General features: G+C 37.8%; 24 protein-coding genes. All 24 read left to right on the top strand.

What is annotated here, in order from left to right:
• Positions 1-182 precede the first annotated feature (182 nt).
• The 24 genes from TY13_RS10205 to TY13_RS10315 all read left to right on the top strand — a co-directional run bounded on the left by TY13_RS10205 (position 183) and on the right by TY13_RS10315 (position 23,505).
• On the top strand, positions 183-617 hold the full coding sequence (locus TY13_RS10205) for a MarR family winged helix-turn-helix transcriptional regulator (RefSeq protein ID WP_042475136.1): 435 nt from the start codon (positions 183-185) through the stop codon (positions 615-617).
• Between the two features lie 13 nt (positions 618-630).
• Positions 631-2,205, top strand: a complete 1,575-nt coding sequence (locus TY13_RS10210) for an ABC transporter substrate-binding protein (protein ID WP_042475138.1) — start codon at positions 631-633, stop codon at positions 2,203-2,205.
• A gap of 129 nt (positions 2,206-2,334) precedes the next feature.
• Positions 2,335-3,252 (top strand): ABC transporter permease, encoded by a 918-nt coding sequence (locus TY13_RS10215; RefSeq protein WP_042475140.1) that lies wholly within the window; start codon positions 2,335-2,337, stop codon positions 3,250-3,252.
• Between the two features lie 9 nt (positions 3,253-3,261).
• A complete protein-coding gene (locus TY13_RS10220; protein ID WP_042475143.1) occupies positions 3,262-4,155 on the top strand; it encodes an ABC transporter permease in 894 nt (297 codons plus the stop codon).
• A gap of 8 nt (positions 4,156-4,163) precedes the next feature.
• Positions 4,164-5,153, top strand: a complete 990-nt coding sequence (locus TY13_RS10225; protein ID WP_042475144.1) for an ABC transporter ATP-binding protein — start codon at positions 4,164-4,166, stop codon at positions 5,151-5,153.
• A 55-nt stretch (positions 5,154-5,208) separates the two neighbouring features.
• Positions 5,209-6,132, top strand: coding sequence for an ABC transporter ATP-binding protein (locus TY13_RS10230; protein WP_042475846.1), 924 nt, complete (start codon positions 5,209-5,211; stop codon positions 6,130-6,132).
• Entirely contained in the window at positions 6,129-7,307 is a 1,179-nt protein-coding gene (locus tag TY13_RS10235) for a M24 family metallopeptidase (protein ID WP_042475147.1), read from the top strand. Before TY13_RS10230 ends, TY13_RS10235 begins: the two co-directional genes overlap by 4 nt.
• A gap of 42 nt (positions 7,308-7,349) precedes the next feature.
• Entirely contained in the window at positions 7,350-8,525 is a 1,176-nt protein-coding gene (locus TY13_RS10240; protein WP_042475149.1) for an amidohydrolase, read from the top strand.
• Positions 8,526-8,703: 178 nt separating this feature from the next.
• Positions 8,704-9,111, top strand: coding sequence for a hypothetical protein (locus TY13_RS19825; RefSeq protein ID WP_052344299.1), 408 nt, complete (start codon positions 8,704-8,706; stop codon positions 9,109-9,111).
• On the top strand, positions 9,108-9,623 hold the full coding sequence (locus tag TY13_RS10250; RefSeq protein WP_042475152.1) for a GNAT family N-acetyltransferase: 516 nt from the start codon (positions 9,108-9,110) through the stop codon (positions 9,621-9,623). Before TY13_RS19825 ends, TY13_RS10250 begins: the two co-directional genes overlap by 4 nt.
• Before the next feature lie 320 nt (positions 9,624-9,943).
• Positions 9,944-12,727: an ATP-dependent DNA helicase DinG gene (gene dinG, locus TY13_RS10255; protein WP_042475155.1), complete on the top strand. Its 2,784-nt coding sequence runs from the start codon at positions 9,944-9,946 to the stop codon at positions 12,725-12,727.
• Between the two features lie 19 nt (positions 12,728-12,746).
• Positions 12,747-12,917, top strand: coding sequence for a YpmA family protein (locus tag TY13_RS20160; RefSeq protein WP_074432957.1), 171 nt, complete (start codon positions 12,747-12,749; stop codon positions 12,915-12,917).
• 9 nt (positions 12,918-12,926) lie between these two features.
• Positions 12,927-13,409 (top strand): cell wall elongation regulator TseB-like domain-containing protein, encoded by a 483-nt coding sequence (locus TY13_RS10260; protein WP_042475157.1) that lies wholly within the window; start codon positions 12,927-12,929, stop codon positions 13,407-13,409.
• 15 nt (positions 13,410-13,424) lie between these two features.
• Positions 13,425-14,615 carry a pyridoxal phosphate-dependent aminotransferase gene (locus TY13_RS10265; RefSeq protein WP_042475161.1) on the top strand — a complete coding sequence of 397 codons (1,191 nt, stop codon included), beginning with the start codon at positions 13,425-13,427 and terminating at the stop codon, positions 14,613-14,615.
• A gap of 27 nt (positions 14,616-14,642) precedes the next feature.
• Positions 14,643-15,938 carry an asparagine--tRNA ligase gene (asnS, locus tag TY13_RS10270; protein ID WP_042475163.1) on the top strand — a complete coding sequence of 432 codons (1,296 nt, stop codon included), beginning with the start codon at positions 14,643-14,645 and terminating at the stop codon, positions 15,936-15,938.
• A gap of 248 nt (positions 15,939-16,186) precedes the next feature.
• Positions 16,187-16,894, top strand: a complete 708-nt coding sequence (locus TY13_RS10275; protein WP_042475165.1) for a DnaD domain-containing protein — start codon at positions 16,187-16,189, stop codon at positions 16,892-16,894.
• A gap of 12 nt (positions 16,895-16,906) precedes the next feature.
• Positions 16,907-17,566 carry an endonuclease III gene (gene nth, locus TY13_RS10280; protein WP_042475168.1) on the top strand — a complete coding sequence of 220 codons (660 nt, stop codon included), beginning with the start codon at positions 16,907-16,909 and terminating at the stop codon, positions 17,564-17,566.
• Positions 17,563-17,901: a YpoC family protein gene (locus TY13_RS10285; protein WP_042475171.1), complete on the top strand. Its 339-nt coding sequence runs from the start codon at positions 17,563-17,565 to the stop codon at positions 17,899-17,901. The genes nth and TY13_RS10285 overlap by 4 nt, the downstream gene beginning before the upstream one ends.
• A 277-nt stretch (positions 17,902-18,178) precedes the next feature.
• Complete coding sequence (locus TY13_RS10290; RefSeq protein ID WP_042475172.1) at positions 18,179-18,901, top strand: GntR family transcriptional regulator; 723 nt, start codon at positions 18,179-18,181, stop codon at positions 18,899-18,901.
• An 18-nt stretch (positions 18,902-18,919) separates the two neighbouring features.
• Positions 18,920-20,098 (top strand): GNAT family N-acetyltransferase, encoded by a 1,179-nt coding sequence (locus TY13_RS10295; protein ID WP_154661581.1) that lies wholly within the window; start codon positions 18,920-18,922, stop codon positions 20,096-20,098.
• A gap of 254 nt (positions 20,099-20,352) precedes the next feature.
• On the top strand, positions 20,353-20,664 hold the full coding sequence (locus TY13_RS10300; protein WP_042475176.1) for a PTS sugar transporter subunit IIB: 312 nt from the start codon (positions 20,353-20,355) through the stop codon (positions 20,662-20,664).
• Between the two features lie 12 nt (positions 20,665-20,676).
• Positions 20,677-20,997, top strand: coding sequence for a PTS lactose/cellobiose transporter subunit IIA (locus TY13_RS10305; RefSeq protein ID WP_042475179.1), 321 nt, complete (start codon positions 20,677-20,679; stop codon positions 20,995-20,997).
• Positions 20,998-21,138: 141 nt separating this feature from the next.
• Positions 21,139-22,407 (top strand): PTS sugar transporter subunit IIC, encoded by a 1,269-nt coding sequence (locus TY13_RS10310; RefSeq protein ID WP_042475182.1) that lies wholly within the window; start codon positions 21,139-21,141, stop codon positions 22,405-22,407.
• Positions 22,408-22,422: 15 nt separating this feature from the next.
• Positions 22,423-23,505: a DUF871 domain-containing protein gene (locus TY13_RS10315; RefSeq protein WP_042475185.1), complete on the top strand. Its 1,083-nt coding sequence runs from the start codon at positions 22,423-22,425 to the stop codon at positions 23,503-23,505.
• Positions 23,506-23,533 lie beyond the last annotated feature (28 nt).

Below are 23,533 nucleotides of genomic sequence, written 5' to 3' on the forward strand. Positions count from 1 at the left end.
TATTATATGGAAATGGAAATGAAGTGTAAAAAATATTAGTAGAATTGGAGTTTTATAATGAAAAAAAGACAAAGAAGTGATGTTTTTACTTAAAACGGAGGGTGCAAAATAAAAATGTTAAAAAAATTAGTTGACATATTCAACTAATTTCACTATCGTATAGGAAAGGAAATTTAAAGATTATGAAAATTCAATTAATAGAGGATGTAAAGCATTTTAATCGTTTTTATACAAGAGCAATTGGGATATTTAATCTATATAACAGCTCAAGTAAATATTCTGCAACAGAAGCGATGATTTTGTATGAAATTAAAAATACCGAAGATTGTACCGCAAGTTATTTATCTGAATATTTTCAGTTGGATAAAAGTACTATTAGCAAAGCTTTAAGCAAGCTATCAAAAAATTCACTAGTCAATAAAAAAGTGTATGAGCAAGATAAACGAGTTCAAATACTTTTTTTAACAAAAGAAGGGGAGGATGTTTTAAATTATTTAGCATCTGAAGCAAGTAATGTGGTAGGGAATATTGTAGAAAACGTAACAGATGCAGAGGCAATCGATTTATTAGAAGCGATGAAAGTTATAGAAAGAATTTTGAAGAAACAGCTTGAATAGGGAGGGCATGAGAATGAAAAAATATGTATTACCCATTTTTTTACTTGTTGTTTTATTTATTTTAACTGCATGTACAGAAGGCACTTCAGAGCAACCTGGAAAATCTAATAATACCGATTCCACAACAAACTCTTCAGGTAATAAAGTAGAAAGTAAGAAAGATAGTATCGTTATCGGATTTGAAGCAGATGCGGGAACATTAATTGCTAATACAGATGTGAACTATGCAACAGATGCACAAATTCGTAATATATATGACCCATTGATTACGCGAGATAGTAAAACAGGTAAGTACATCCCTTTTTTAGCTGAATCTTGGGAAAGTCTTGATGAGTTGACATGGAGAATAACTGTAAAAGAGGGCGTGAAATTCCATAATGGCGCGGATTTCAATGCAGAGTCTGTAAAATTTAGTATCGATTATATATTAGACGAAAATAACGGCTCATTTTATCGCTCGCGTTGGGCAAATATTAGTGAAGTAGAAGTTATTTCACCAACAGAGGTTGAAATTCGTACATCAGTTCCATTCCCGGGCTTAATCGAACGTATAACAGGTGATTTATTAATTTTAGAGCCAGGCTATGTTGCTGAGGTTGGGAAAGATGAGGCGGCTAAAAAGCCAGTTGGTACAGGGCCTTATAAATTTGTAGAGTGGTCACGTGATAATTATTTAAAATTAGAAGCATTCGAAGAATATTGGAATGGAGCACCGTCAATTAAGCAAGTAGAATTCCGCTATATCCCAGAGTTCAGCTCACGTTTATCAGCATTTTTAAGCGGAGAAATTGATTTGTTTAAAAATATTCCAGTTGATTCAGTGCAAAGTGTAGAGGCGGATGCCAATTCAAAAATTGCAGAAGTATCTTCGTCTCGAATCAACTATTTAGCACTAAATACACACTATAAAGGTCCGCTACAGGATGAAAAAGTTCGTCTAGCTATTAATTATGCTGTAGATGTTGATGAATTAATTTCAGCAATTTTAAATGGACATGCGACAAAAATGACAGGTCCATTATCGAAAATCAACTCCAACTACACAGAGACTACAGACTATAGCTATGATGCGGATAAAGCAATTGCTTTATTAAAAGAAGCTGGTTATGCGCCAGAAGATATTACATTGACTTTAGATACACCAAATGGGCGTTATCCAATGGATGCACAGGTTGCCCAGGCGATTGCCGCACAGCTTCAACGTATCGGGATTAAGGTGAATGTACAGGTAAATGAATGGGGCACTCATCTAGAAAAAATTCGAAACCGAGAAATGAAGGATATGTATATTTTAGGATGGGGACCTGCGTTTGAGCCAGACTCTACTATATTCGATTTATTTACTCAAAATGCGCCATACAGCGGTTTCTATGATGAGGCAATCGAAAAAGAGATTGTTGAAGCAACGAAGATTTTCGATAATGCGAAGCGTAAAGAAGCATACAACAAAATCCAACATTTATTAGTAGACACAGCTGCATGGGTTCCATTATGGCAGCAAGGAGATTTATATGCTGTTCGTAAAGATTTGAAATTTGAGCCTCGTGTAGATGAAGAAATAAAAGTATTTGAGATGTCTTGGGAATAAAAAGTGCGACTTAAAAGTAACGTAAGCAACTTTACCTCGGTTAACTTTGGACAAGGGTTAACCAGGTAAGCTTGCCACGTAAATATGAATAAATAGTCGTAAATGCACTTTGTCTACAGGAGGGATTTTATGCTAGATTTTGTCGTTAAACGTTCATTACAAGTAATTATCGTTGTTTTTTTAGCTTTAACGGCTGTTTTTTTTCTAATTCGGCTTTCTGGTGACCCTACAGCATTATTTTTGCCACCAGACACATCAAGAGAGCAAATTGAAGAATATCGAGAAATTTTAGGATTTAATCGTCCTTTGTATGTGCAGTATGGTGAATTTGTTGGAAATGCGATTCAAGGGGACTTTGGACAGTCCTTGCGTTCAGGCGAAAGTGCATTAGGGCTTGTCTTGGCACGCTTACCTGCAACATTCCAATTAGCCTTTTCCGCATTGTTTATTTCTTTGCTTATATCAATTCCTCTGGGCGTTTTGGCAGCGTATAAACGAAATTCAATATTTGATAGAATTGCAGTTGCTGCAACGGTTGTTGGGCAGGCCATCCCTAGCTTTTGGCTAGGTCTGCTATTAATATATACATTTGCTGTAAGCTTTTCACTTTTACCATCAAGTGGTGGTGGCAGTATTGTTCACTTAATATTGCCTAGTGTGACATTGGCGACATATAGTATTGCGCGCTTTACTAGATTTACACGCTCTACAATGCTTGATGTATTGCGCAAAGATTATATTCGAACAGCGAAGGCTTCTGGAGCACCTACAGGAAGTTTAGTGCTTAAATATGCCTTGAAAAACTCATTAATCCCTATTATTACTTTAGTAGCACTTGATTTAGGTACATTATTAGGTGGTGCAGTTGTCGTGGAAATGGTGTTTGCTTGGCCAGGAGTTGGTAGGTTGTTATTACAATCATTGCTAAATCGTGATTTTCCAATTGTATTAGCTGGCGTATTTATCATTGCGTTTATTTATTCAATCGTCAATTTTATTGCAGATATTTTATACGCGTACGTTAATCCACAAATTCGAGTGAAGTAGGTGAGCGTAATGACTACAAAGAGTGAAGTGAATGTAGTAAAAGGAAGTACACGAAGAAAAAGCTTGCGAATTACAAATTTTTTTAAAAAGCTACTAGGGAATTGGAGTGGTTTTGTAGGATTTGTGATTATTTTTTTATTAATAATTATCAGTATTTTCGGAAAACAAATCGCCCCATATGACCCTATGTATACAGATTTCACAAAAAAATTGCTCCCTCCTTTAACGGAAGGGCATTTACTAGGGACAGATCAATTAGGAAGGGATGTGCTTTCACGAATAATTGTTGGTGCTAGAGTATCTGTCATTATTGGGCTTGTCACAGTATTAGTTGCAGGCACATTTGGCACGATTGTAGGCATCATCTCAGGGTATTTTAGAGGATGGATTGATGTTGTATTAATGCGAATTGTTGATGTACAGCTCAGCTTCCCATTTATTTTATTAGTGCTTGTTGTAAGTGCTATTACGGGAACGGGCTTACGAAATATTATTATTTCTTTAGCAATAGGTGGCTGGGTAATTTTTGCCCGCGTTATTCGAAGTGAAGTTTTGGCAATACGGGAAAAGGAATTTATTACAGCATGTGTTGCTACAGGAGTAAAGCGCTCACATATTTTGTTTAAGCATATTTTACCGAACTTAATAACACCAATTATTATTTTAGGCTCGCTGCAAATTGCTACATATATTATTGCTGAGGCATCCATTAGCTTTTTAGGATTCGGTGTACAACCACCTGCACCAGCTTGGGGAAATATGCTGAGTGAGGGGAAAGACTATATCTTTAGCTCTTGGTGGTTAATCACATTCCCTGGTATTGCAATTTTAATAACAGCATTAGGCGTCAATTTATTTGGTGATTGGTTAAGAGACACATTAGACCCAGAGTTTGTAGAGTAGGTGATGTGATGACGAATTTATTAGAAGTAAATAACCTGAATATTTGTTTTCGAAATGGGAAAAGCATAACTCAGCCAATACGCAATGTTAATTTTACCGTTAGGAGCGGAGAAATATTAGGAATAGTGGGAGAATCAGGCTGTGGCAAAAGTGTAACATCGCTAGCAGTTATGGGATTGCTTCCGCCAAAATCGAGCGAAATCACAAAAGGCGAAATTATTTTCAATGAGCAGCATATTGAAAAAATGTCAGAAAAGCAGTTGCAAAATATACGTGGCAACGAAGTATCCATGATTTTTCAAGAGCCGATGACATCATTAAACCCTGTATTTACAATTGGTCAGCAACTGATGGAGCCTCTAAAGCAGCATAAAAGCTTAACAAAGGTGCAGCGTAAAGAACGTATCATAGAGGTGCTTAAACAAGTTGGTATTCCACGAGCGGAACAAATTATTGATGAATATCCGCACCAGCTTTCAGGTGGTATGCGACAGCGTGTAATGATTTCGCTAGCGCTTTTATGTGAACCAAAATTATTAATCGCAGATGAGCCAACAACTGCTTTAGATGTAACAATTCAAGCGCAAATTTTAGAGTTGCTAAAGCGTATTATTGCTGAAACAAATATGAGCATGATGCTTATTACACACGATTTAGGTGTTATTGCTGAAATGTGTCATCGAGTTGTTGTTATGTATGCAGGGAGTGTTGTTGAAGAAGCTTCAGTGGAGGAGCTGTTTGATAATCCATTACATCCTTATACAAAAGGCTTGCTAAAGTCGCTTCCTAGCCAAAATGAACGAAAATCGGCTCTCTACTCAATTGCTGGTCAAGTACCAAGGCCAAACGAATTAGGACAGGGCTGTGCCTTTGCTAATCGTTGTGAGTTTGCAACAGAACGTTGCTTGACAGCAGCGCCGCCTGTTTTCAGTGTTGCACAACATAAAGCTAAATGCTGGCTTTTGGATGAAACAGTAGGGGGTGTCTTTAGTGAGTAAAGAACGATTATTATCTGTCAGTGGTTTGAAAAAGTATTTTGAAATTAGTCAAGGAATGTTTAAGCCTAAAATTGTTGTAAAAGCGGTTGACGATGTTTCTTTCGATATTTATAAAGGTGAAACATTTGCTCTAGTAGGAGAATCGGGCTGCGGCAAATCAACAACCGGAAGGACAATATTAAAATTAACTGAACCAACGGCGGGGGAAGTGCTATTTAAAGAACAAAATATCGCGAAACTATCCTATGAAACAATGCGTAAGCTTCGTAGTCAAATGCAAATGGTGTTTCAAGATCCATATGCTTCGTTGAATCCTAAAAAAACAATTCAACAAATTTTAATGGAGCCTTTAAATGTTCATAAAAAATTTGAACCACATGAAAGATTAAATAAAATTATTGATATTTTAAAGGTTGTTGGTTTATCTGAAGCGCATTTACATCGCTATCCACATGAATTTTCTGGCGGTCAAAGGCAGCGTATTGGAATAGCAAGGGCAGTTATTTTAAATCCGGATTTTATTGTAGCTGATGAGCCTGTTTCAGCTTTGGATGTTTCTGTGCAGTCACAGGTAATTAATTTAATGCTAGAAATTCAAAAAAAGCTTCAACTCACATATTTATTTATATCACATGATTTAAGTGTGATTCAGCATATGACAGACCGTGTTGCGGTTATGTATTTAGGGAGAATCGTTGAAATAGCGAATACCGAGGAATTATTTGCTAGCCCAAAACACCCATATACACAAGCATTATTATCGGCAGTACCAATTAGCCATCCAAAGGAAAAACGGGAACGTATTGTACTAGAGGGAGATGTTCCAAGCCCAGCAAATCCACCGAGTGGATGTACGTTTCATCCGCGCTGTCGCTTCGCTAGTGATATTTGTAAGCAAATAGCACCAAGTGCAGTGGCATTTTCCGATACGCATATGGCTACTTGTCATTTATATAATCTAGAGGGGGAAAAGAAATGATTTTATCAATTCCAAACTATGAATTTAAAGAGCGTCAAGGGAAGTTTGTACAAAAGATGCAGGACAAGGGCTGCGATACGGCAGTTATTTATGCAGTAGCCGATATTTTTTATTTAACAGGATTCCATTTTCACCCAACTGAAAGACCGATTGCTTTATTTGTTGATACACAAGCAGAATTTCATTTATTTGTACCTGCATTAGAGGTGGAGCATGCAGAGGAATATGCCGTTATTAGTAAGGTATATTCATACCCTGAATATCCAGGCATCAAGCATCCAATGGAATATTTTAAAGAGGTGCTTATTGCTCATAGCTTTGAAAATAAGACAATTGGCTATGATGCCATGGGTTACGGCTCCTCGATGGGGTATCGTGGGCCAACGATGGATACATTTATCAAAGCAAAAGAATTTATATCTTTAAAATGGCTAGTTGAGGAGATGCGCTATGTGAAGTCAGCAAATGAGATTGAATTAATAAAAGAATCTTGTCGCTGGGGTAACTTGGCTCATCGCCTACTACAAAAATATTCAAAAGCGGGATTCAGTGAAATTGAAATTACAACACGCGCATCCTCAGAGGCAACTGCTGCAATGGTTGAAACATTGGGTGGGGATTATAAGCCACATGGCTCACCGGCACATGCCATTTTCCGTGGTCAAATTGGACCAGAATCTGCATTCCCACATGCTGTGACACAAAATATTATTCTAAAAAAAGGAGACACACTTGTAACGGGGGCAGGAGCTGATATTTTCGGTTATAAGAGTGAGCTTGAGCGAACAATGTTTGTGGAAGAGGCATCTGCTGATCAAGAAAAATATTTCAACTATATGTATGAGGCACAAGAGGTTGCTTTTAAACATATTAAACCAGGAATTGAGTGTAGGGAAGTGGAGGAAGCTGTACAGCAATACTTTATTGAGCAAGGCATCACACAGCTAACGCGCCACCATACAGGACACAATATCGGCATTCTTGGCCACGAAGGTCCGTTCTTAGACTTAGGAGATACAACAGTTATTGAAGAGGGCATGGTATTTACTGTTGAGCCAGGCATTTACGTACCAGGCTTAGGTGGATTTAGACATTCTGATACGGTTGTTGTTACAAAGGATGGAATTGATATGCTAACTTATTACCCTCGTGACTTAGCGTCATTAATTTGCTAATATTTAAAATAGTTAGAAAAATAGTTTTAGGGGGATATAAGAATGAACAATTTGTATGAGCTATTAGAGCAGTACTATGATGAAATGGTTGAGATTCGTAGACATTTACACGAAAACCCAGAGTTATCTCATGAAGAAGTTGAAACACCAAAATATATTGCTGAGTACCATCGCACACTTGGGCATGAGGTACGAGAATTCGTAGGTGGTCGAGGCGTTGTAGCAAAATTACATGGCGCAAAACCTGGCAAGACGGTGGCACTACGCGCAGATTTTGATGCTTTAGCTATTCAGGAGCAGAATACTTTTTCCTATAAATCAAAAATCGATGGCAAAATGCATGCATGTGGTCATGATGGACATACAGCGACATTAATGGTTTTAGCAAAAGCATTAAATAAAATGCGTGAGGACATTGCTGGAACAGTTGTTTTTATTCATCAATTTGGCGAGGAGGTTACTCCTGGTGGTGCATTACCGATGATTGAGGATGGTTGCTTGGACGGAGTAGATGTTATTTACGGGACGCATTTATCTGCAGGTGTTCCTCTAGGGAAAATTTCTGTAAAAGAAGGACCTTTGATGGCAGCAGCAGATGGTTTTGAAATTACAATTCACGGAAAAGGTGGACATGGTGCATCGCCACATGATACAAAGGATGCCGTTATGATTGGTTCACAGTTTGTTGTGTCGGCACAGCAAGTGGTAGGGCGTCGTGTGAATCCTGTGCGACCAGCAGTCGTTTCTGTCTGCCATTTTGAAGCTGTCAATCCATTTAACGTAATCGCGGATTCGGCTGTTTTAAAAGGAACTGTTCGAACATTTGATGCGAATGTGCGCGATCAAATCGAAAAGGAACTAGAAGATGTATTAAAATCAGCTTGCCTACTTTATGGTGCAGAATATACGTATAAATATAACCGCGGTTACTCACCTGTTATTAATGATGCGGAAACAACGCGCCGTTTTATGGAAGAAGTAACGACGGTGCCAAAAGTAGAGGAACTGGTAGTAGCTGATTTAGCAATGGGTGGCGAGGATTTTGCTTACTATTTAGAAAAAGTACCTGGTACATTTTATTTCACAGGTGCAAAAAGTCCAGAATGGGAAATTGCCTACCCACATCATCACCCGAAATTTGATATTGATGAAAGAGCTTTGTTAATTGCTGCAAATACGCTTGGTCATGCAACATTATCTTACTTACAACAGTCATAAATAGTAGGGGAAGTGAAACCACTTTGTTGGTTTCACTTTTTTTATAGGCCAAAAGTTATGATTAGCTCATTAAAGCGGATATTTCGCTCGTGAGATACCAAGATTCGCTCGCTAAAATATAAAATTCGCTCGCAAAAAAAATTATTGTGTTACGATTCTAGTGAAAGGGGGGAATTTGATGCATTTAATGAAATTGGAATATCGTGGGTTGAATATTTTTGATGAAATAAGTTCCGTTGAGGTTGCGTTTGATGTAGCTGCATCTACGATTCATATTGTTGATACTGATATGACCGTTGCACCGACCTATAATTTTGTGAAAAAGCAGGATGAGCTATCAGAGGGCTTTTTGAAAATGGCGGAGGTGCTGTATCAAAAGCGTTATCTAAAAGCGGAAGCCGAATCGCTTCAACAGTGGATTGATAGCGTTACATGGCAATTTTATGGACTTGACGATGCGGTGAAAACATATGAAAATGGGTCTTTCACTAAATATGAGGTTGCGAGCTTAACTGCATCGAGTGACGAAGCACTGCAACTAGCAAATTTTAATCCAACATACATTAGGAAGGGAAAATCAACATGAACATACAAACAGAGCGCTTACTTATTAGAGAATTCAAAGAAAGTGATTGGCAAGCCTTATATGAATATACGTCCAATCCAATCGTGATGCATTATTTGCCAGAGGATGTGTTTACTGAAGAAGGGGCACAGCAATTTGTGCAAGAAAATCAAGGGGAAAACGCAGAAAAATTCGCAGTTGTTTTAAAAGAAACAAATGAACTGATTGGGCATATTGCCTTCTTCCGTTATTTTGGGGAGCATACATATGAAATTGGCTGGGTATTTAATCCGAAATTTTATCAAAAAGGCTATGCAACAGAGGCTGCTCAGGCAGTTATACATTATGGTTTAACAGTGTGTAAACTACACCGTATTGTCGCGACATGCCAGCCTGAAAATACAGCTTCTTGGCGTATAATGGAGAAAATCGGTATGCGCAAAGAAGGTTATTTTAAAAAATGCATCCCAACGAAAGATGGTTGGTGGGATGAATATTATTATGCGATTTTATCAGAAGAGTATTTACAATAGAGTAGCAACATGACCAAACAAGCTATTCTATGATAAAATTTGTTTATCTTGATTCAGTAGAAAACTCGCACCTCCATTGGCAGCGAGGTAAATGTCTATTTTATTTTCTCTGATTCAGCGGGTGTTTTGCACAACCGCTGAATCAAGATAAATGCCCTACGGATGTCACAGATTTTGAAGAGAGACCTACACAATGTAGGTCAGTTAACCGTTGTCACGCGTAGTGAAGGTTTTACGTTAACTTTCACTCAGCTCGAAAAAATCTAGGCTAAAATTAGTTGAGGCGTAATTGATTCGAAATGATGAACAGTGAGTTGATAATGATGGAAAGTCAAAAATATGCAATAGTAGATTTGGAAACGACAGGTCATTCGTATGTAAATGGTGACCGCATCATTCAAATTGCTATTGTGATTATGAAAGATTGGCGTATTGAGAGTACATTTACAACCTTTATACATCCAGAACAGTCAATCCCTTTATTTATTCAAGACTTAACGAATATTACAAATGCAGATGTGGCGAATGCCAAGCCATTTAAAGCATACGGTCAGAAGATTTACGATTTGTTACAAGATGCAATCTTTGTAGCCCATAATGCTGATTTTGATTTAGCGTTTTTACAGGCAGAATTGAGGCGAATAGGCTTACCTGCATGGAGAGGGAAAAAAGTAGATACAGTAGAGCTCGCTAAAATCATTTTTCCAACTGCGTTAAGCTATAAATTAGGTGATTTAGCACAGGAATTAAATATCCCACTTGAGCAAGCTCATCGCGCCGACGATGATGCAAAGGCAACTGCACAATTGTTAAAGGTTTGCTGGACTGAGTTGCTATCATTACCACAAGTAACAATTGAACAGCTGCATAAACGCTCATTTCGATTAAAGTCGGATATCTCACACCTTTTGTTTGCGGCACTTCATATAAAACGAAGCAAGGTTATGCCAGAGAAAGACTTCATTTATGCATATCAGCTAGCCATTAAGCAGCCACCTACAAAAAAACAAAACATAGCGACAGAAAATGAATATCCAAAAACACGCAAAGATAAGCTTGCAATACTCCAAAAAACACTTCCATCTTTTGAAGAGCGACCGCAACAATTTCAAATGATGGACATTATTTGGCATAGCCTACAAGAACATCAAGAAACGATAATTGAAGCATCTACAGGAATCGGCAAAACATTATCTTATTTATTGCCGTCTTTTTACTATGCGAAGCAAAATGGAAGAAAAATAGGTATCAGCACTTATACATCAAATCTGCTAGAGCAGCTAATGTATGAAGAGATTGCAAAGTTAGAGCAGATTACAGGTGAGCGTGTGCAAGTCGCTTTATTAAAAGGCATGCAAAATTACATTGATATCGGGCGCTTTGCTCAAATTTTAAAGGTTGATGATGAATCATACGATGAAGCTTTGGCAATCGCACAAGTTATTACTTGGTTAGCAAAAACTGAAACGGGCGATTTAAGTGAGCTTAATATGTCAGGTGGCGGTCAGTTATTTTTAGAGAAAATTCGCAAGTTAAAATGGACCGCAGCGCAGCAATTTGATTTTTACAGCTACGCGATTGAACAAAGTAAGCATGCGGATATTATTATGACAAATCATGCTATGTTATTAGCAGATTTAGTGCGTCAAGAGCAGTTGTTTGATAATATTGGTGGCTGGATTATTGATGAAGCACATCAATTTATTCAGGCAGCTATTCAGCAAGATGAGAAAATCTTCTCTTATACAGCGTGGAAATATTTATTTGGACAAATCGGTATGTCAGGGGATAATCAGCTCTTTGATAAAATGCAGCAAATTGCTTTTGATACAGAGCGTATACCAAAGCAGCTATTAAAGCAGACTGAGCAAAATTTTAATCGACTAGTTATCATGTTCGATGATGTGATGCAAATTTTTATTGAGCAACTACAACGTATATTAAAACAAACACATCGCCAAGAAATGAAGCAAGTAGTTATGCTGTCAGAGCTTAATTTCGATGTACAACATTGTGCCAAAATGTCATTATTAATGCAAAATTGGATTGACAGCGCTGAGCAAATATTGCGTATGTTTTATGAGCATTGTGTAGAAATTTCTCCTGCTCAGCAATACATTATAGATGAATGGCAATATTGGATTTACGAATTCAAAATAAAAGTAGCTGAGTGGGATGAAATATTTGTCATGCGACAGGCGGATTATTTTGCATGGTTTGAATTGGATAAACGTAGCATACCAGGCAGCGTTCAATTATTGAAAAAACCTCTTCATGTGACAGCAAGCATTAAACAACTATTTGCACCAATACGACAAGAAGCTGCGATTATTTGGACATCAGGCACTTTAACTGTTCCAAATAATGAGCGCTTTATAGCAGATCAGCTTGGCATTGAGCAAAATGTCCCAATACATCGTTTACAAGCACCATCGAGCTATTATCAAGGTGCTCGCTGTTTTATCGTTACTGATATGCCAGATATTCAAACTGTATCACAAAATGAATACATTGAAGAAATGGCTTATGCGATAACGAGAATCGTGCGGACAACTGAGGGGCGTTGCTTTGTGTTATTTACTTCACAAGATATGCTGCGAAAAACGGTGCTCTTAATTCAAGAAAGTAAATTGCTAGATGATTATATGCTATTCGCACAAGGCGTTACAGTGGGAAGCCGCATGCGCCTATTAAAATCATTTCAAAAATTTAGTCACTCTGTTTTATTTGGTACAAACAGCTTTTGGGAGGGCGTCGATGTGCCAGGCGATGGGCTGGCTGCAGTTATTGTAGTACGTTTACCTTTCTCTGCACCAAATGAACCAGCATTTAAAGCAAAATCACAAATGTTGCAAGCAAACGGATACAATGCCTTTACACAACTTGCTTTACCTGAAGCTGTTTTGCGTTTTAAGCAAGGCTTTGGACGTTTAATCAGATCCTCGCAAGATAGTGGAGCATTTATTATTTTGGATCGCCGAATTGATTCTAAATCATATGGAAAAGAATTTCTTTCTGCATTACCACCAATATCTATTCAAAAACTATCGCTTGAACATATGGTACAAGCGCTTGGAAATTGGTATAATAACAGACATGAGTAAAGAAAGCAGGTTGACAATAATGGAAAGTAAAGTCGAAGTATTATCAGTTGTGAAAATAAACTATCAATCTGATCTGTATAAAGTTGTCGACACGCTCAATCGAACATTAAAAGAGCAAAATTTAATGTTTGGTTTAGCGCTCGACCGTGAAGATCAAGAAAAAGCGATTTTCACAATTTATCGCACTTAAGGTGATTCAATGAAAAAGTGGATAATTTTTAGTACAGTCTTTCTCGTCTCTTTGTCACTTGTAATCTCCATTTTAGTACTCTGGAAAGCCGATGCTCCATTTAATAAAATGGAGAAAAAGGCTGAGCAATTAGCGCTCACATCAAAATCGCTTGCGATTGTTTCGGACTCTTATGCCTATAATGGAAATAAGCCGTATATTACTGTATTCGGGGTAGACGAATATGGTAAGGAAAAAGCAATTTTTGTTCCAATCACTTTAGAAGAAAATGCGATTCAGGAAGTATTTTTGCAGGACGGAATTACGAAAGAACAAGCGCTAGCAGTGTTGCATGATGAAGCGACAGTAAAGAAGATACTTCATACAAAATTAGGCTATGAAGAGCAGGGTGCTGTGTGGGAAATTACCTATTTAAACGACACAGATCAGCTTAATTATGTTTATATTTTGTTTGAAGACGGTAAATGGTGGAAACGTATTTTGAATTTGTAGAGGAGTAGATTTCATTTGAAACAACTGTTAGCAAACCGTGTAAAAACTTTAACGCCTTCTTCGACTCTTGCGATTACAGCAAAGGCGAAGGAATTGAAGGAACAAGGTATTGATGTTATTGGACTCGGCGCAGGTGAGCCTGATTTTAACACGCCGCAAAATATTTTAGATGCTGCTACCAAATCAATGGAGCAAGGCTTAACAAAATATACGCCAGCAGGTGGTTTACCAGCTTTAAAACAGGCGATTATTGCGAAATTACAGCGCGATAATAACCTAGCTTATAAGGCAAACGAAATTATTGTTGGTGTTGGGGCGAAGCATGTGCTTTACACATTGTTCCAAGTTATTTTAAATGAAGGTGACGAGGTCATCATTCCAATTCCATACTGGGTGTCTTACCCTGAGCAAGTTAAACTAGCAGGGGGAGTACCAGTTTATATTGAAGGAACAAGCGCGCAGCAATATAAAATTACAGCACAGCAATTGGCTGCTGCAATTACAGAAAAAACAAAAGCTGTTATTATTAACTCGCCATCAAACCCTTCAGGAATGGTTTATAGCCCTGAAGAGCTAGAAGCATTAGCAGAGGTCGCTGAAAAGCATGATATTTTAATCGTATCAGATGAAATTTATGAGAAGCTTTTATACAATGGGAATAAGCATTTTTCTATTGCGCAAATTTCACCAGCGATTAAAGCGCGCACAATCGTAGTGAATGGCTTAGCAAAATCGCATTCGATGACAGGCTGGCGCATCGGCTATGCTGCGGGGAATGCAGAAATTATTAATGCGATGACAGATTTAGCATCTCACTCTACATCAAATGCTACGACGACTGCCCAATATGCAGCAATTGAAGCTTACAACGGTCCACAGGATGCTGTTGAAGAAATGCGTCAAGCATTTGAATCGCGTTTAGAAAAAATTTACCCGCAAATCGCGGCGATTCCAGGCTTTAAATTGTTAAAGCCAGAAGGTGCTTTTTACTTACTACCAGATGTAGCTGAAGCAATGGAGAGAACAGGTTATGATAATGTTGATGCATTTGCAGAAGGTTTATTAACAGAAGCAAATGTAGCTGTAATACCAGGCTCAGGCTTTGGTACGAATACGACAATTCGCTTATCTTATGCGATTTCTTATGATTTATTAGAAGAAGCAGTGCGTCGTATAGACAAATTTGTAAAATCAAAATGGCAATAAGTATTGCTTTTGTAGTTGGAGGATATTATGAAGAAAATTATGATTAAAGATATGCCACAGCATATTGGAGAAACAGTTAAATTAGGCGCATGGCTTGCAAATAAGCGCTCAAGTGGTAAAATTGCTTTTTTACAATTACGTGATGGCACAGGCTTCGTGCAAGGTGTCGTAGTAAAAGAAGAAGTGGGCGAAGAAATTTTTGCAACAGCAAAAGGCTTAACACAAGAGTCATCAATGTATATTATTGGCGAAGTGAAAGCTGACGAGCGCTCAACATTTGGCTGTGAAATTAATGTAACTGGTATTGAAGTAATTCATGAAGCAGTTGATTTCCCAATTACGCCAAAAGAGCATGGTACTGAATTTTTAATGGATAATCGTCATCTATGGTTACGTTCACGCAGACAGCATGCAATTATGAATGTCCGTAATGAGATTATTCGTTCAACTTATGAGTTTTTCAATAACAATGGCTTCACAAAAATGGACCCACCAATTTTAACTGGCTCTGCACCAGAGGGGACATCTGAGCTATTCGCAACAAAATATTTTGATGAAGATGCATACTTGTCACAATCAGGTCAGCTTTACATGGAAGCTGCAGCGATGGCGTTAGGACGCGTATTCTCATTCGGTCCAACATTCCGTGCTGAAAAATCAAAAACTCGTCGTCACTTAATCGAGTTCTGGATGATTGAGCCAGAGATGGCATTTGTAGAGTTTGAAGAAAACTTAGAAATCCAAGAGCAATATGTTGAGCATATCGTACAATCAGTACTGGCAAATTGTAAGCTTGACTTAGAGCGTCTTGGTCGCGATACATCGAAGCTTGAAAATATTAAAGCACCATTCCCACGCATTTCATATGATGATGCAATTAAGTTTTTACATGAACAAGGCTTTGACGATATTGAGTGGGGCGATGATTTCGGTGCACCACATGAAACTGCGATTGCCAACCATTATGATAAGCCTGTATTTATTACATGCTACCCAGTTGGTATTAAACCATTCTATATGCAGCCACACCCAGAGCGTGACGATGTAGTGCTTTGCGCAGACTTAATCGCACCAGAAGGCTACGGCGAAATTATCGGTGGCTCTGAGCGTATCCATGATTATGATTTATTAAAAGCTCGCTTAGAAGAGCATAATCTAGATATGGGTGCTTATGCTTGGTATTTAGAATTACGTAAATACGGTTCAGTACCACACTCAGGCTTCGGCTTAGGTTTAGAGCGTACAGTTGCATGGATTTCAGGCACGGAGCATATTCGTGAGACAATTCCATTCCCACGTTTATTAAACCGTCTATACCCTTAATTAAAAAGGGCTGTCAAAAAAGTAGGCTAGCGTGCCACTTTTTTGACAGCTACTTGTGATTTTGGAAACAAAGGATTTAAAGCCTTTTTAAATAAACAAGTGAGATTGAATTTTCATTGTTTGGAGGCAGTTTAAGATTTCTGAACAATTTCTAAAACAATGAATAAGTAAAACGTAGGCTGTTTGGAAGTGTATCTTGCTTTCTCGACAGCCTTCTCTTATGAATAAACTAGGAAAGGATGCTAATTATGACAAGCAATGAGCAACTACGCATATGGCTAGAACAAAAAAACGTTACAATACCGCAGCTTTTTTTCCAGTACTATAAAGAGCTTCAAATTAATGATGATGATGCAATGTTGCTTCTACATTTATTGGCATTCCATGATGAAGGTAATGACTTTCCAACACCAGATGATTTGATGGCTAGAACTTTTTTAGCAGCAAATGAAATTTCAATGAAAATACAGCGATTTTTGCAAAAAGGATTTATCGAAATTACACATAATGTAGATGCTGACGGGAAAATTTACGAAAAATATTCTCTGTATCCACTGTGGAAGCGAATTGTTATGCTACTAGAAGCAAATACAATTGCTACAAGTAATGAGCAGCAAAAAAAAGAAGAAGGTGCTATTTTTTCAATATTTGAGCAAGAATTTGGTCGCCTTTTATCGCCAATGGAGCTAGAAAATATTAATGCATGGCTCGATGTTGATAAGCATTCTCCAGAGTTAATACGAGCAGCTTTAAAGGAAGCTGTCTTAGCAGGAAAGCTTTCACTACGCTATATTGATCGTATATTATTTGAATGGAAAAAGAAAAATTTTACGACAGTGAAGCAAGTAGAGCAGCATGCGGAGCAATTCCGCAAACGTACGATTACACAGCCACAAGCACAGGCTGAAAAAAAGCCAAAACGAACATTTTATAATTGGCTTGAAGAAAAGGAATAGTGGGGTGGAAAGATGCTAACCAAAAAGCAATGGGCACATTTTTTAGACGAGATGGATACAATGTTTCCAGACGCACATTGTGAACTTGTACACGACAATCCATTTGAGCTAACAATCGCAACATTATTATCCGCACAATGTACGGATGTGCTTGTCAATAAAGTAACAAAAGATTTATTTCAAAAATATAAAACACCAGAAGACTATTTAGCTGTATCTATTGAAGAACTGCAAAATGATATTCGCTCCATCGGTCTTTATCGCAATAAAGCTAAAAATATTCAATTATTATGTGAGCGTTTAATTACTGAATATCATGGTGAAGTACCTGCAAACCGTGAGGAGCTTGTCACATTGCCAGGTGTTGGGCGTAAAACGGCAAACGTTGTATTATCAGTTGCGTTCGATATACCAGCAATGGCAGTCGATACACATGTAGAGCGTATTACAAAGCGCTTAGGTCTTTGTCGCTGGAAAGATAATGTGCTTGAAGTGGAACAAACAATTATGAAGAAAACACCGATTGAAAAATGGTCAAAAGCACATCATCAAATGATTTTCTTCGGCCGTTATCATTGTAAAGCACAAAATCCAAGCTGTCATACATGTCCATTATTAGATGATTGTCGAGAAGGGCAAAAGCGCTTGAAAAAAGGACTTGTTAAACAATGATTGCTGCCAAAAAGCAATATATTTCACAGGAAGCGGTTGATAACTGGTATACAAAATGGGACGAGCTACGATTGCAAATTCATGCGGCACATGCGGCTAGAAATGGGCAAGCAAAACAATGGATGTTACAAGGAATTGCACATTTTACTGAATTTTTAACAGCAGCATCTGATGTAAGTAGCTATGACGCACAAGCGAGCTATGAGCTACTACCGTTAAATGGTGCTGAGCGACTAGCCTTTGTCCAAGCAAATCCAGCACAATACGCTAGCTATCGGCAGTTAGATGAACTGTATAAAGAAACAAAAAAACGCTGTGCGAGATTGCGGGTGTGAAAGGGTGGTAGAGAAGGTTATGCTTTCACTACCACCTATTTGTTTGCTTTTCTAGGGGGAAAGCTTAGTTGTTTTGACTATACTCAAGCAATATATACAATTTGTGTATACCCCCAGTTTTTTCAAGCCACTCTAAACTGATTGAAGCAAAGCTGGCTCTTGCTTCATAAATTCTCCTTTTTATTTTCAGAACATTAGCATATAATTAGTATAGACAACTATACCTTATAAATTTGGCTGTCGTGTATTTTATAAATAAAGTAAGGGGGGGTAAAATTTGTTAGATAAAACTTCATATATACCAATCTATATACAAATCGAGGAAATTATTAAACAACGTATACTTTCGGAGGAGTACAAAATCGGTGATGCAATACCGTCTGAGAGGGAGCTTTCTGTCCAATTTGATGTTAGCCGTATGACTGTTAGGCAATCCATTACGAATTTAGTAAACGATGGCTTACTTTACCGTGAAAAAGGTAGAGGAACATTTGTAGCGAACCCAAAACTCGAGCAACCTCTTCAAGGGTTAACAAGCTTTACGGAAGATATGCGTGCAAGAAACATGGAACCAAGCAGTAAAGTAATGCGTTTTGAAAAGATTATTCCATCTGTTGATGTAGCAAGAGATTTGCAATTAGAGCTAGGTGAGGAAGTATTTTTTGTGATAAGAATCCGTAATGCTGATGGAACGCCTATGGCAATTGAGCGGACGTATATTCCGGTAAAAATTTACCCTGAACTAGATGCAAGTAAATTGACAGGCTCTTTGTACTCATTAATTGAAACCGCTTACCATCAAAAAATTGGTAACGCAATTCAACAAATGGAGGCTGCCATCGTCTCAAAAGAGGACAGTAAATTTTTGCAAATCAATCAAAGTGCACCAGTTCTTATTATTAAACGGATAAGTTATTTATCAAATGGTATGCCTTTTGAGCTTGTACGAAGTGTTTACCGAGCAGATCGTTATAAATTTATTAGTCAAATTACAAGATAAACGATTGGGGCTGAGAAAATGATACACATTCAAAATGTGCAAGAAAAAGACTATTGGCAAATTCATCGCTTAAGGGACTATTGTTTTCCTAATAAATATACAGAAGCGCGTAGGAAAGATTTTCATCATTGGGTTCGGCATAGTACAACTTTAGGGGCATATGATGGTAGTAAAGTCGTTGGTCAAGTGCTTGTTTTACCACTAAATATGACGATTCATAATAAAAACTATAAAATGGGCGGTATTGCCTTCGTCGCTTCTTATCCCGAATATCGTCAACAGGGAATTGTAAAAAAGCTAATGATTGAATCCCTTAATCAAATGAGAGCTAATGGGCAAACTGTTTCGGTTTTAGCACCTTTCTCAGTGTCATTTTATCGCTATTTTGGATGGGAACTGTTTTTTGAGAAGTTAAATTATACGATCCCACCTGAAAAATTTCCTGCACTAGGGAAGAAGCTGGATGTTATCAAGCGTATGAGCTTTGAATGGCTTGATGAAGAGCTATTTCAGCAGCTGAAAGCATTCCATAATGCAAGGGCTTTAGTGACAAATGGCAGTATGTTAAGAGAAGATGCTTGGTGGAATCGCTTAGCAAGTAGGCAGCCGAATAGTCATTTTGCAATGTATTATGAAGAGGACGAGGTTGCTGCATATATTCGTTATGAAATTGCGGGGACAACATTTTTAATTCATGATTTTGTTGCAAAAGATATTGCAGCTGAGCAGGCCATTTGGCGTTATGTGACAGCCCATGCAGCAAGCATTACTGAAATAAAAGGCGTAACAGCAAATCACACTCATTTTGGTTATTATTTCGGAGAACCGCAATTTGAGCGTGAGGTTGTGCAAGATGTGATGGTTCGAATCGTAGATGCACAGGCATTTATGCAGCAATATGCATGGAAAACAATCTCAAATTCATTATACGTTCGTCTGGAAGATCAATTTTGTGCATGGAATGAGCAAGTATTTGAGATTAATGGTAATGGGGAAGTTACAGTTGTAGAAAAAAACTCTATTGGTAATAACAAGATTCTTACATTACCTATTCATTTATTTTCAGCCATGATGGTCGGGTATTTATCTGTGCAGGATGCAGTAATTTTTGCTGGGCAATTTTTAGAGCAAGAAATTCTGGAGCAATGGAAGCAGGCACTGCCAATAGGGAAGCCTGCATTTTATGAGTATTTTTAGGAAAAAGGTGTGCCAAAAGTATTGGCGAGAAAATTTTTTTAAATTTTTTTCTGGACTATACCAGTACTTTGGATGCTAGATTGCTAGTGTGAATGGCATATAGTCCAGTATGTTTTCTCTATTTCGAAAAGAGAAAAAATTAAAAAAAGGGTATTGTGGTATATACCAATGGATGATATTCTTCTTTTTAAGAAAGCGATTTCAAAAGATGAAATAGCCAGAAAATACTTAATATAGTAAAAGGGGTGCTTATTATGAAAAATATAATGTTAGTATGTGTAGCGGGTATGAGTACTAGCTTGCTTGTATCAAAAATGAAGCAGGCCGCACAAGATCAAAATTTAGAGGCAGATATTTTCGCAATTGCTGAAGGTGAAGTAGATAAAGTATTGGCAGAAAAATCTGTGGATGTACTGTTACTTGGACCACAAGTACGTTACTTAAAAGGGTCATTTGAAGCGAAGTATAAGGATAAAAATCTTCCGATTGATGTTATTAATATGCAGGACTACGGCATGATGAACGGCGAAAATGTTTTAAAGCATGCGCTTGATTTAATAGGATAAGAGGTGCTAGAAATGGAACAAGAAGCTTTATTACAATCCATTATGGGATTAATTATGCATAGCGGAAATGCTAAAAGCGAATGTATGGAGGCAATCCAGTTTGCAAAAGTAGGAAATTTTGATGCAGCAAAAGACAAAATGATGCTAGCAAATGAGGCTATCATTGAGGCACATCATGCACAAACAGGTTTGTTACAACAGGAAGCACAAGGACAAAATGTTGAAGTTTCATTATTGCTAATTCACGCTCAAGATCATTTAATGAATGCTATTACATTCCGCGATTTAGCACAGGAAGTAGTAGAAATTCATGAGCAAATAAAGGGGAAATAACCTTACTTAAGTAAGGTGATGTATGATTGGTTTTTATTCAATGGGTGTGTGAGCGCCCATTGAATTAAGATAAAGCCTTTGGTAAATAAATGCCAAGGCGCAATTCACTACAAAGAACATAAAAAGGGGAGTGTATTAAAAATGTTCAAATTTTTAGAGGAGAAATTTGTTCCTGTCGCATCAAGAATAGGAAATCAACGTCATTTAGTTGCAATTCGTGATGGCTTCATTGCTATTATGCCATTAATAATTTTTGGATCATTAGCCGTTTTAGTAAACAATTTACCAATTAACGCGTACAAAAATTTCATGAATTCGATTTTCGGTGAGGGGATTTGGACACAGTGGGGGGGGAATGTATGGGGTGCTACATTCGCCATTGTATCGCTATTAATTTCGTTTACAATCGCCTACAATTTGACGAAAAGTTACGGTAAAGATGCGTTAGCAGGAGGGGTGATTGGTCTTGCGAGTTATATGACATTCGCAACTTATGGCGACGGAGGTTTAACTGGTTTAACGACAGGAACAGGCGGTATCTTTTTAGCTATTATTTTAAGTCTTGTATCCGCAGAAATGTTTTCTCGTTTATCTGGCAATCCGAAGTTATTAATCAAAATGCCAGCAGGTGTACCAGATGCAGTAGCGAAATCGTTCGCATCATTATTCCCAGCGATTATTACAGTTGGCCTTTTAGCGTTAATCCGTACATTAATTTCAGTATTATTTGACGCACCAGATGTTATTGGGCAATTCTATACATTAGTTCAAGAGCCGTTCATGGGCTTAACAAATTCTTGGACAGCAGCGCTTATTATAGCCTTTGTTCCAGCATTCGTTTGGACATTCGGTATTCATGGGGCAAACATCATTGAACCATTCATGCAAACAATTAACTTAGACGCAATCGCGAAAAATGTAGAAGCACTTGAAGCAGGTCAAGTAGCACCATACATCATTAACAAACCATTCTTTGATGCATTCGTTAATATGGGTGGATCAGGTACAACAATCGCATTAATTATCGCAATTTTCATTGTTTCGCGTAAAAACAAACAATACAGCACAGTTGGTAAATTATCGGCTGCGCCAGGTTTATTCAATATTAATGAGCCGTTAATATTTGGTTTACCAATCGTATTAAATCCAATTTTATTCTTCCCGTTCATTTTAACGCCAATGGTCAACGTATCAATCGCGTATTTCGTAACAAAAGCAGGATGGGTACCAGCAGCAACAGTAGCAGCGCCATGGACGACACCACCAATTATCAATGGTTGGTTAGTTACACAATCGTTTTCAGGGGCAATCCTAAGTATCGTTTTAATTGTTGTAGCTGTTCTGATTTACACGCCATTCTTACTTGCAGCAAATCGAGCTGCGGCGAAGCAAGCGGGGCAACAAAAGTAATAGGAGGTATGAAATTTGAGAAGACTAGGTATTTCACTATATCCCGGACATAGTAGTCTGGAAGAAATGAAGCAATATGTGCAGTTAGCTCATGACAATGGCTTTGATCGTATCTTTACATGTTTAATGTCTTTAAACAATGAGCAAGAACGTGAAAAGCTAAAACAAATTAACGCTTTTGCGAAAGGCTTAGGCTTCGATATTTCAGCCGATATTGCACCAAATATTTTTGAAGAATTAAACTTAACGTATCGTGATATTGGCTTTTTAAAGGAACAATATCATTTAGCAGCACTGCGCTTAGATATGGGCTTTTCAGGTCAAGAGGAAGCCTTTATGTCACTTGATGCGAGCAATTTAAAGGTTGAACTAAATATGAGTAATGGCACAAAATATGTCGACAATATTTTGTCCTATCAGGCAAATAAAGCCAATATTATCGGCTGCCATAACTTTTATCCAAGACGCTATACAGGCTTATCGCGTCAACATTTTTTAAAGACATCACAGCAATTTAAAGATCATCATATTCGCACCGCTGCGATGATTTCGTCGCAGCACGGCAAATTTGGTCCGTGGGAACAAACTGAATATGGGCTACCAACCCTAGAAGAACATAGATTTTTGCCGATTACAGTGCAAGCAAAAGATATGTGGAGCACAGGTCTTATCGACGATTGTATAATCGGTAACATGTATGCGTCAGAGGAGGAGCTTCGCGCGTTAGGGCAATTAAATCGCTACAAGCTTGAATTGCAAGTGGAGTTTTTACCTGAAACGACCGCTTTAGAGGAAAAAATCGTATTAGGGGAGCCCCATTTTAATCGCGGAGATGTATCTGATTATGTTATTCGCAGTACGCAATCTCGTGTAAAATATAAGGCAGAGAATTTTCCTGAGCATAATACAGAACCTTTAGCATTAGGAGATGTTACAATTGATAATAATCTCGATGTACGCTATAAAGGGGAGCTACAAATTGTGCTGCAAAATATTCCAAATGCAGGCTCAAGCAATGTTGTGGCACGTGTTAAGGAAGAAGAACGCTTTTTATTAAAGCATATCCAGCCTTGGGCGTCATTCGGTTTTACAAAATAAGAATTTGAGGGTTAGGCGCAAGCTTAAC

Source organism: Bacillus ndiopicus, assembly GCF_000612805.1.
GTDB classification, from domain to species: domain Bacteria; phylum Bacillota; class Bacilli; order Bacillales_A; family Planococcaceae; genus Metasolibacillus; species Metasolibacillus ndiopicus.

Bases quoted from the DNA above. Each gene is read 5' to 3' on its own strand.
- TY13_RS10205 (WP_042475136.1), top strand. From the start codon at position 183: ATGAAAATTCAATTAATAGAGGATGTAAAGCATTTTAATCGTTTTTAT.
- TY13_RS10210 (WP_042475138.1), top strand. From the start codon at position 631: ATGAAAAAATATGTATTACCCATTTTTTTACTTGTTGTTTTATTTATT.
- TY13_RS10215 (WP_042475140.1), top strand. From the start codon at position 2,335: ATGCTAGATTTTGTCGTTAAACGTTCATTACAAGTAATTATCGTTGTT.
- TY13_RS10220 (WP_042475143.1), top strand. From the start codon at position 3,262: ATGACTACAAAGAGTGAAGTGAATGTAGTAAAAGGAAGTACACGAAGA.
- TY13_RS10225 (WP_042475144.1), top strand. From the start codon at position 4,164: ATGACGAATTTATTAGAAGTAAATAACCTGAATATTTGTTTTCGAAAT.
- TY13_RS10230 (WP_042475846.1), top strand. From the start codon at position 5,209: ATGTTTAAGCCTAAAATTGTTGTAAAAGCGGTTGACGATGTTTCTTTC.
- TY13_RS10235 (WP_042475147.1), top strand. From the start codon at position 6,129: ATGATTTTATCAATTCCAAACTATGAATTTAAAGAGCGTCAAGGGAAG.
- TY13_RS10240 (WP_042475149.1), top strand. From the start codon at position 7,350: ATGAACAATTTGTATGAGCTATTAGAGCAGTACTATGATGAAATGGTT.
- TY13_RS19825 (WP_052344299.1), top strand. From the start codon at position 8,704: ATGCATTTAATGAAATTGGAATATCGTGGGTTGAATATTTTTGATGAA.
- TY13_RS10250 (WP_042475152.1), top strand. From the start codon at position 9,108: ATGAACATACAAACAGAGCGCTTACTTATTAGAGAATTCAAAGAAAGT.
- dinG (WP_042475155.1), top strand. From the start codon at position 9,944: ATGATGGAAAGTCAAAAATATGCAATAGTAGATTTGGAAACGACAGGT.
- TY13_RS20160 (WP_074432957.1), top strand. From the start codon at position 12,747: ATGGAAAGTAAAGTCGAAGTATTATCAGTTGTGAAAATAAACTATCAA.
- TY13_RS10260 (WP_042475157.1), top strand. From the start codon at position 12,927: ATGAAAAAGTGGATAATTTTTAGTACAGTCTTTCTCGTCTCTTTGTCA.
- asnS (WP_042475163.1), top strand. From the start codon at position 14,643: ATGAAGAAAATTATGATTAAAGATATGCCACAGCATATTGGAGAAACA.
- TY13_RS10275 (WP_042475165.1), top strand. From the start codon at position 16,187: ATGACAAGCAATGAGCAACTACGCATATGGCTAGAACAAAAAAACGTT.
- nth (WP_042475168.1), top strand. From the start codon at position 16,907: ATGCTAACCAAAAAGCAATGGGCACATTTTTTAGACGAGATGGATACA.
- TY13_RS10285 (WP_042475171.1), top strand. From the start codon at position 17,563: ATGATTGCTGCCAAAAAGCAATATATTTCACAGGAAGCGGTTGATAAC.
- TY13_RS10295 (WP_154661581.1), top strand. From the start codon at position 18,920: ATGATACACATTCAAAATGTGCAAGAAAAAGACTATTGGCAAATTCAT.
- TY13_RS10300 (WP_042475176.1), top strand. From the start codon at position 20,353: ATGAAAAATATAATGTTAGTATGTGTAGCGGGTATGAGTACTAGCTTG.
- TY13_RS10305 (WP_042475179.1), top strand. From the start codon at position 20,677: ATGGAACAAGAAGCTTTATTACAATCCATTATGGGATTAATTATGCAT.
- TY13_RS10310 (WP_042475182.1), top strand. From the start codon at position 21,139: ATGTTCAAATTTTTAGAGGAGAAATTTGTTCCTGTCGCATCAAGAATA.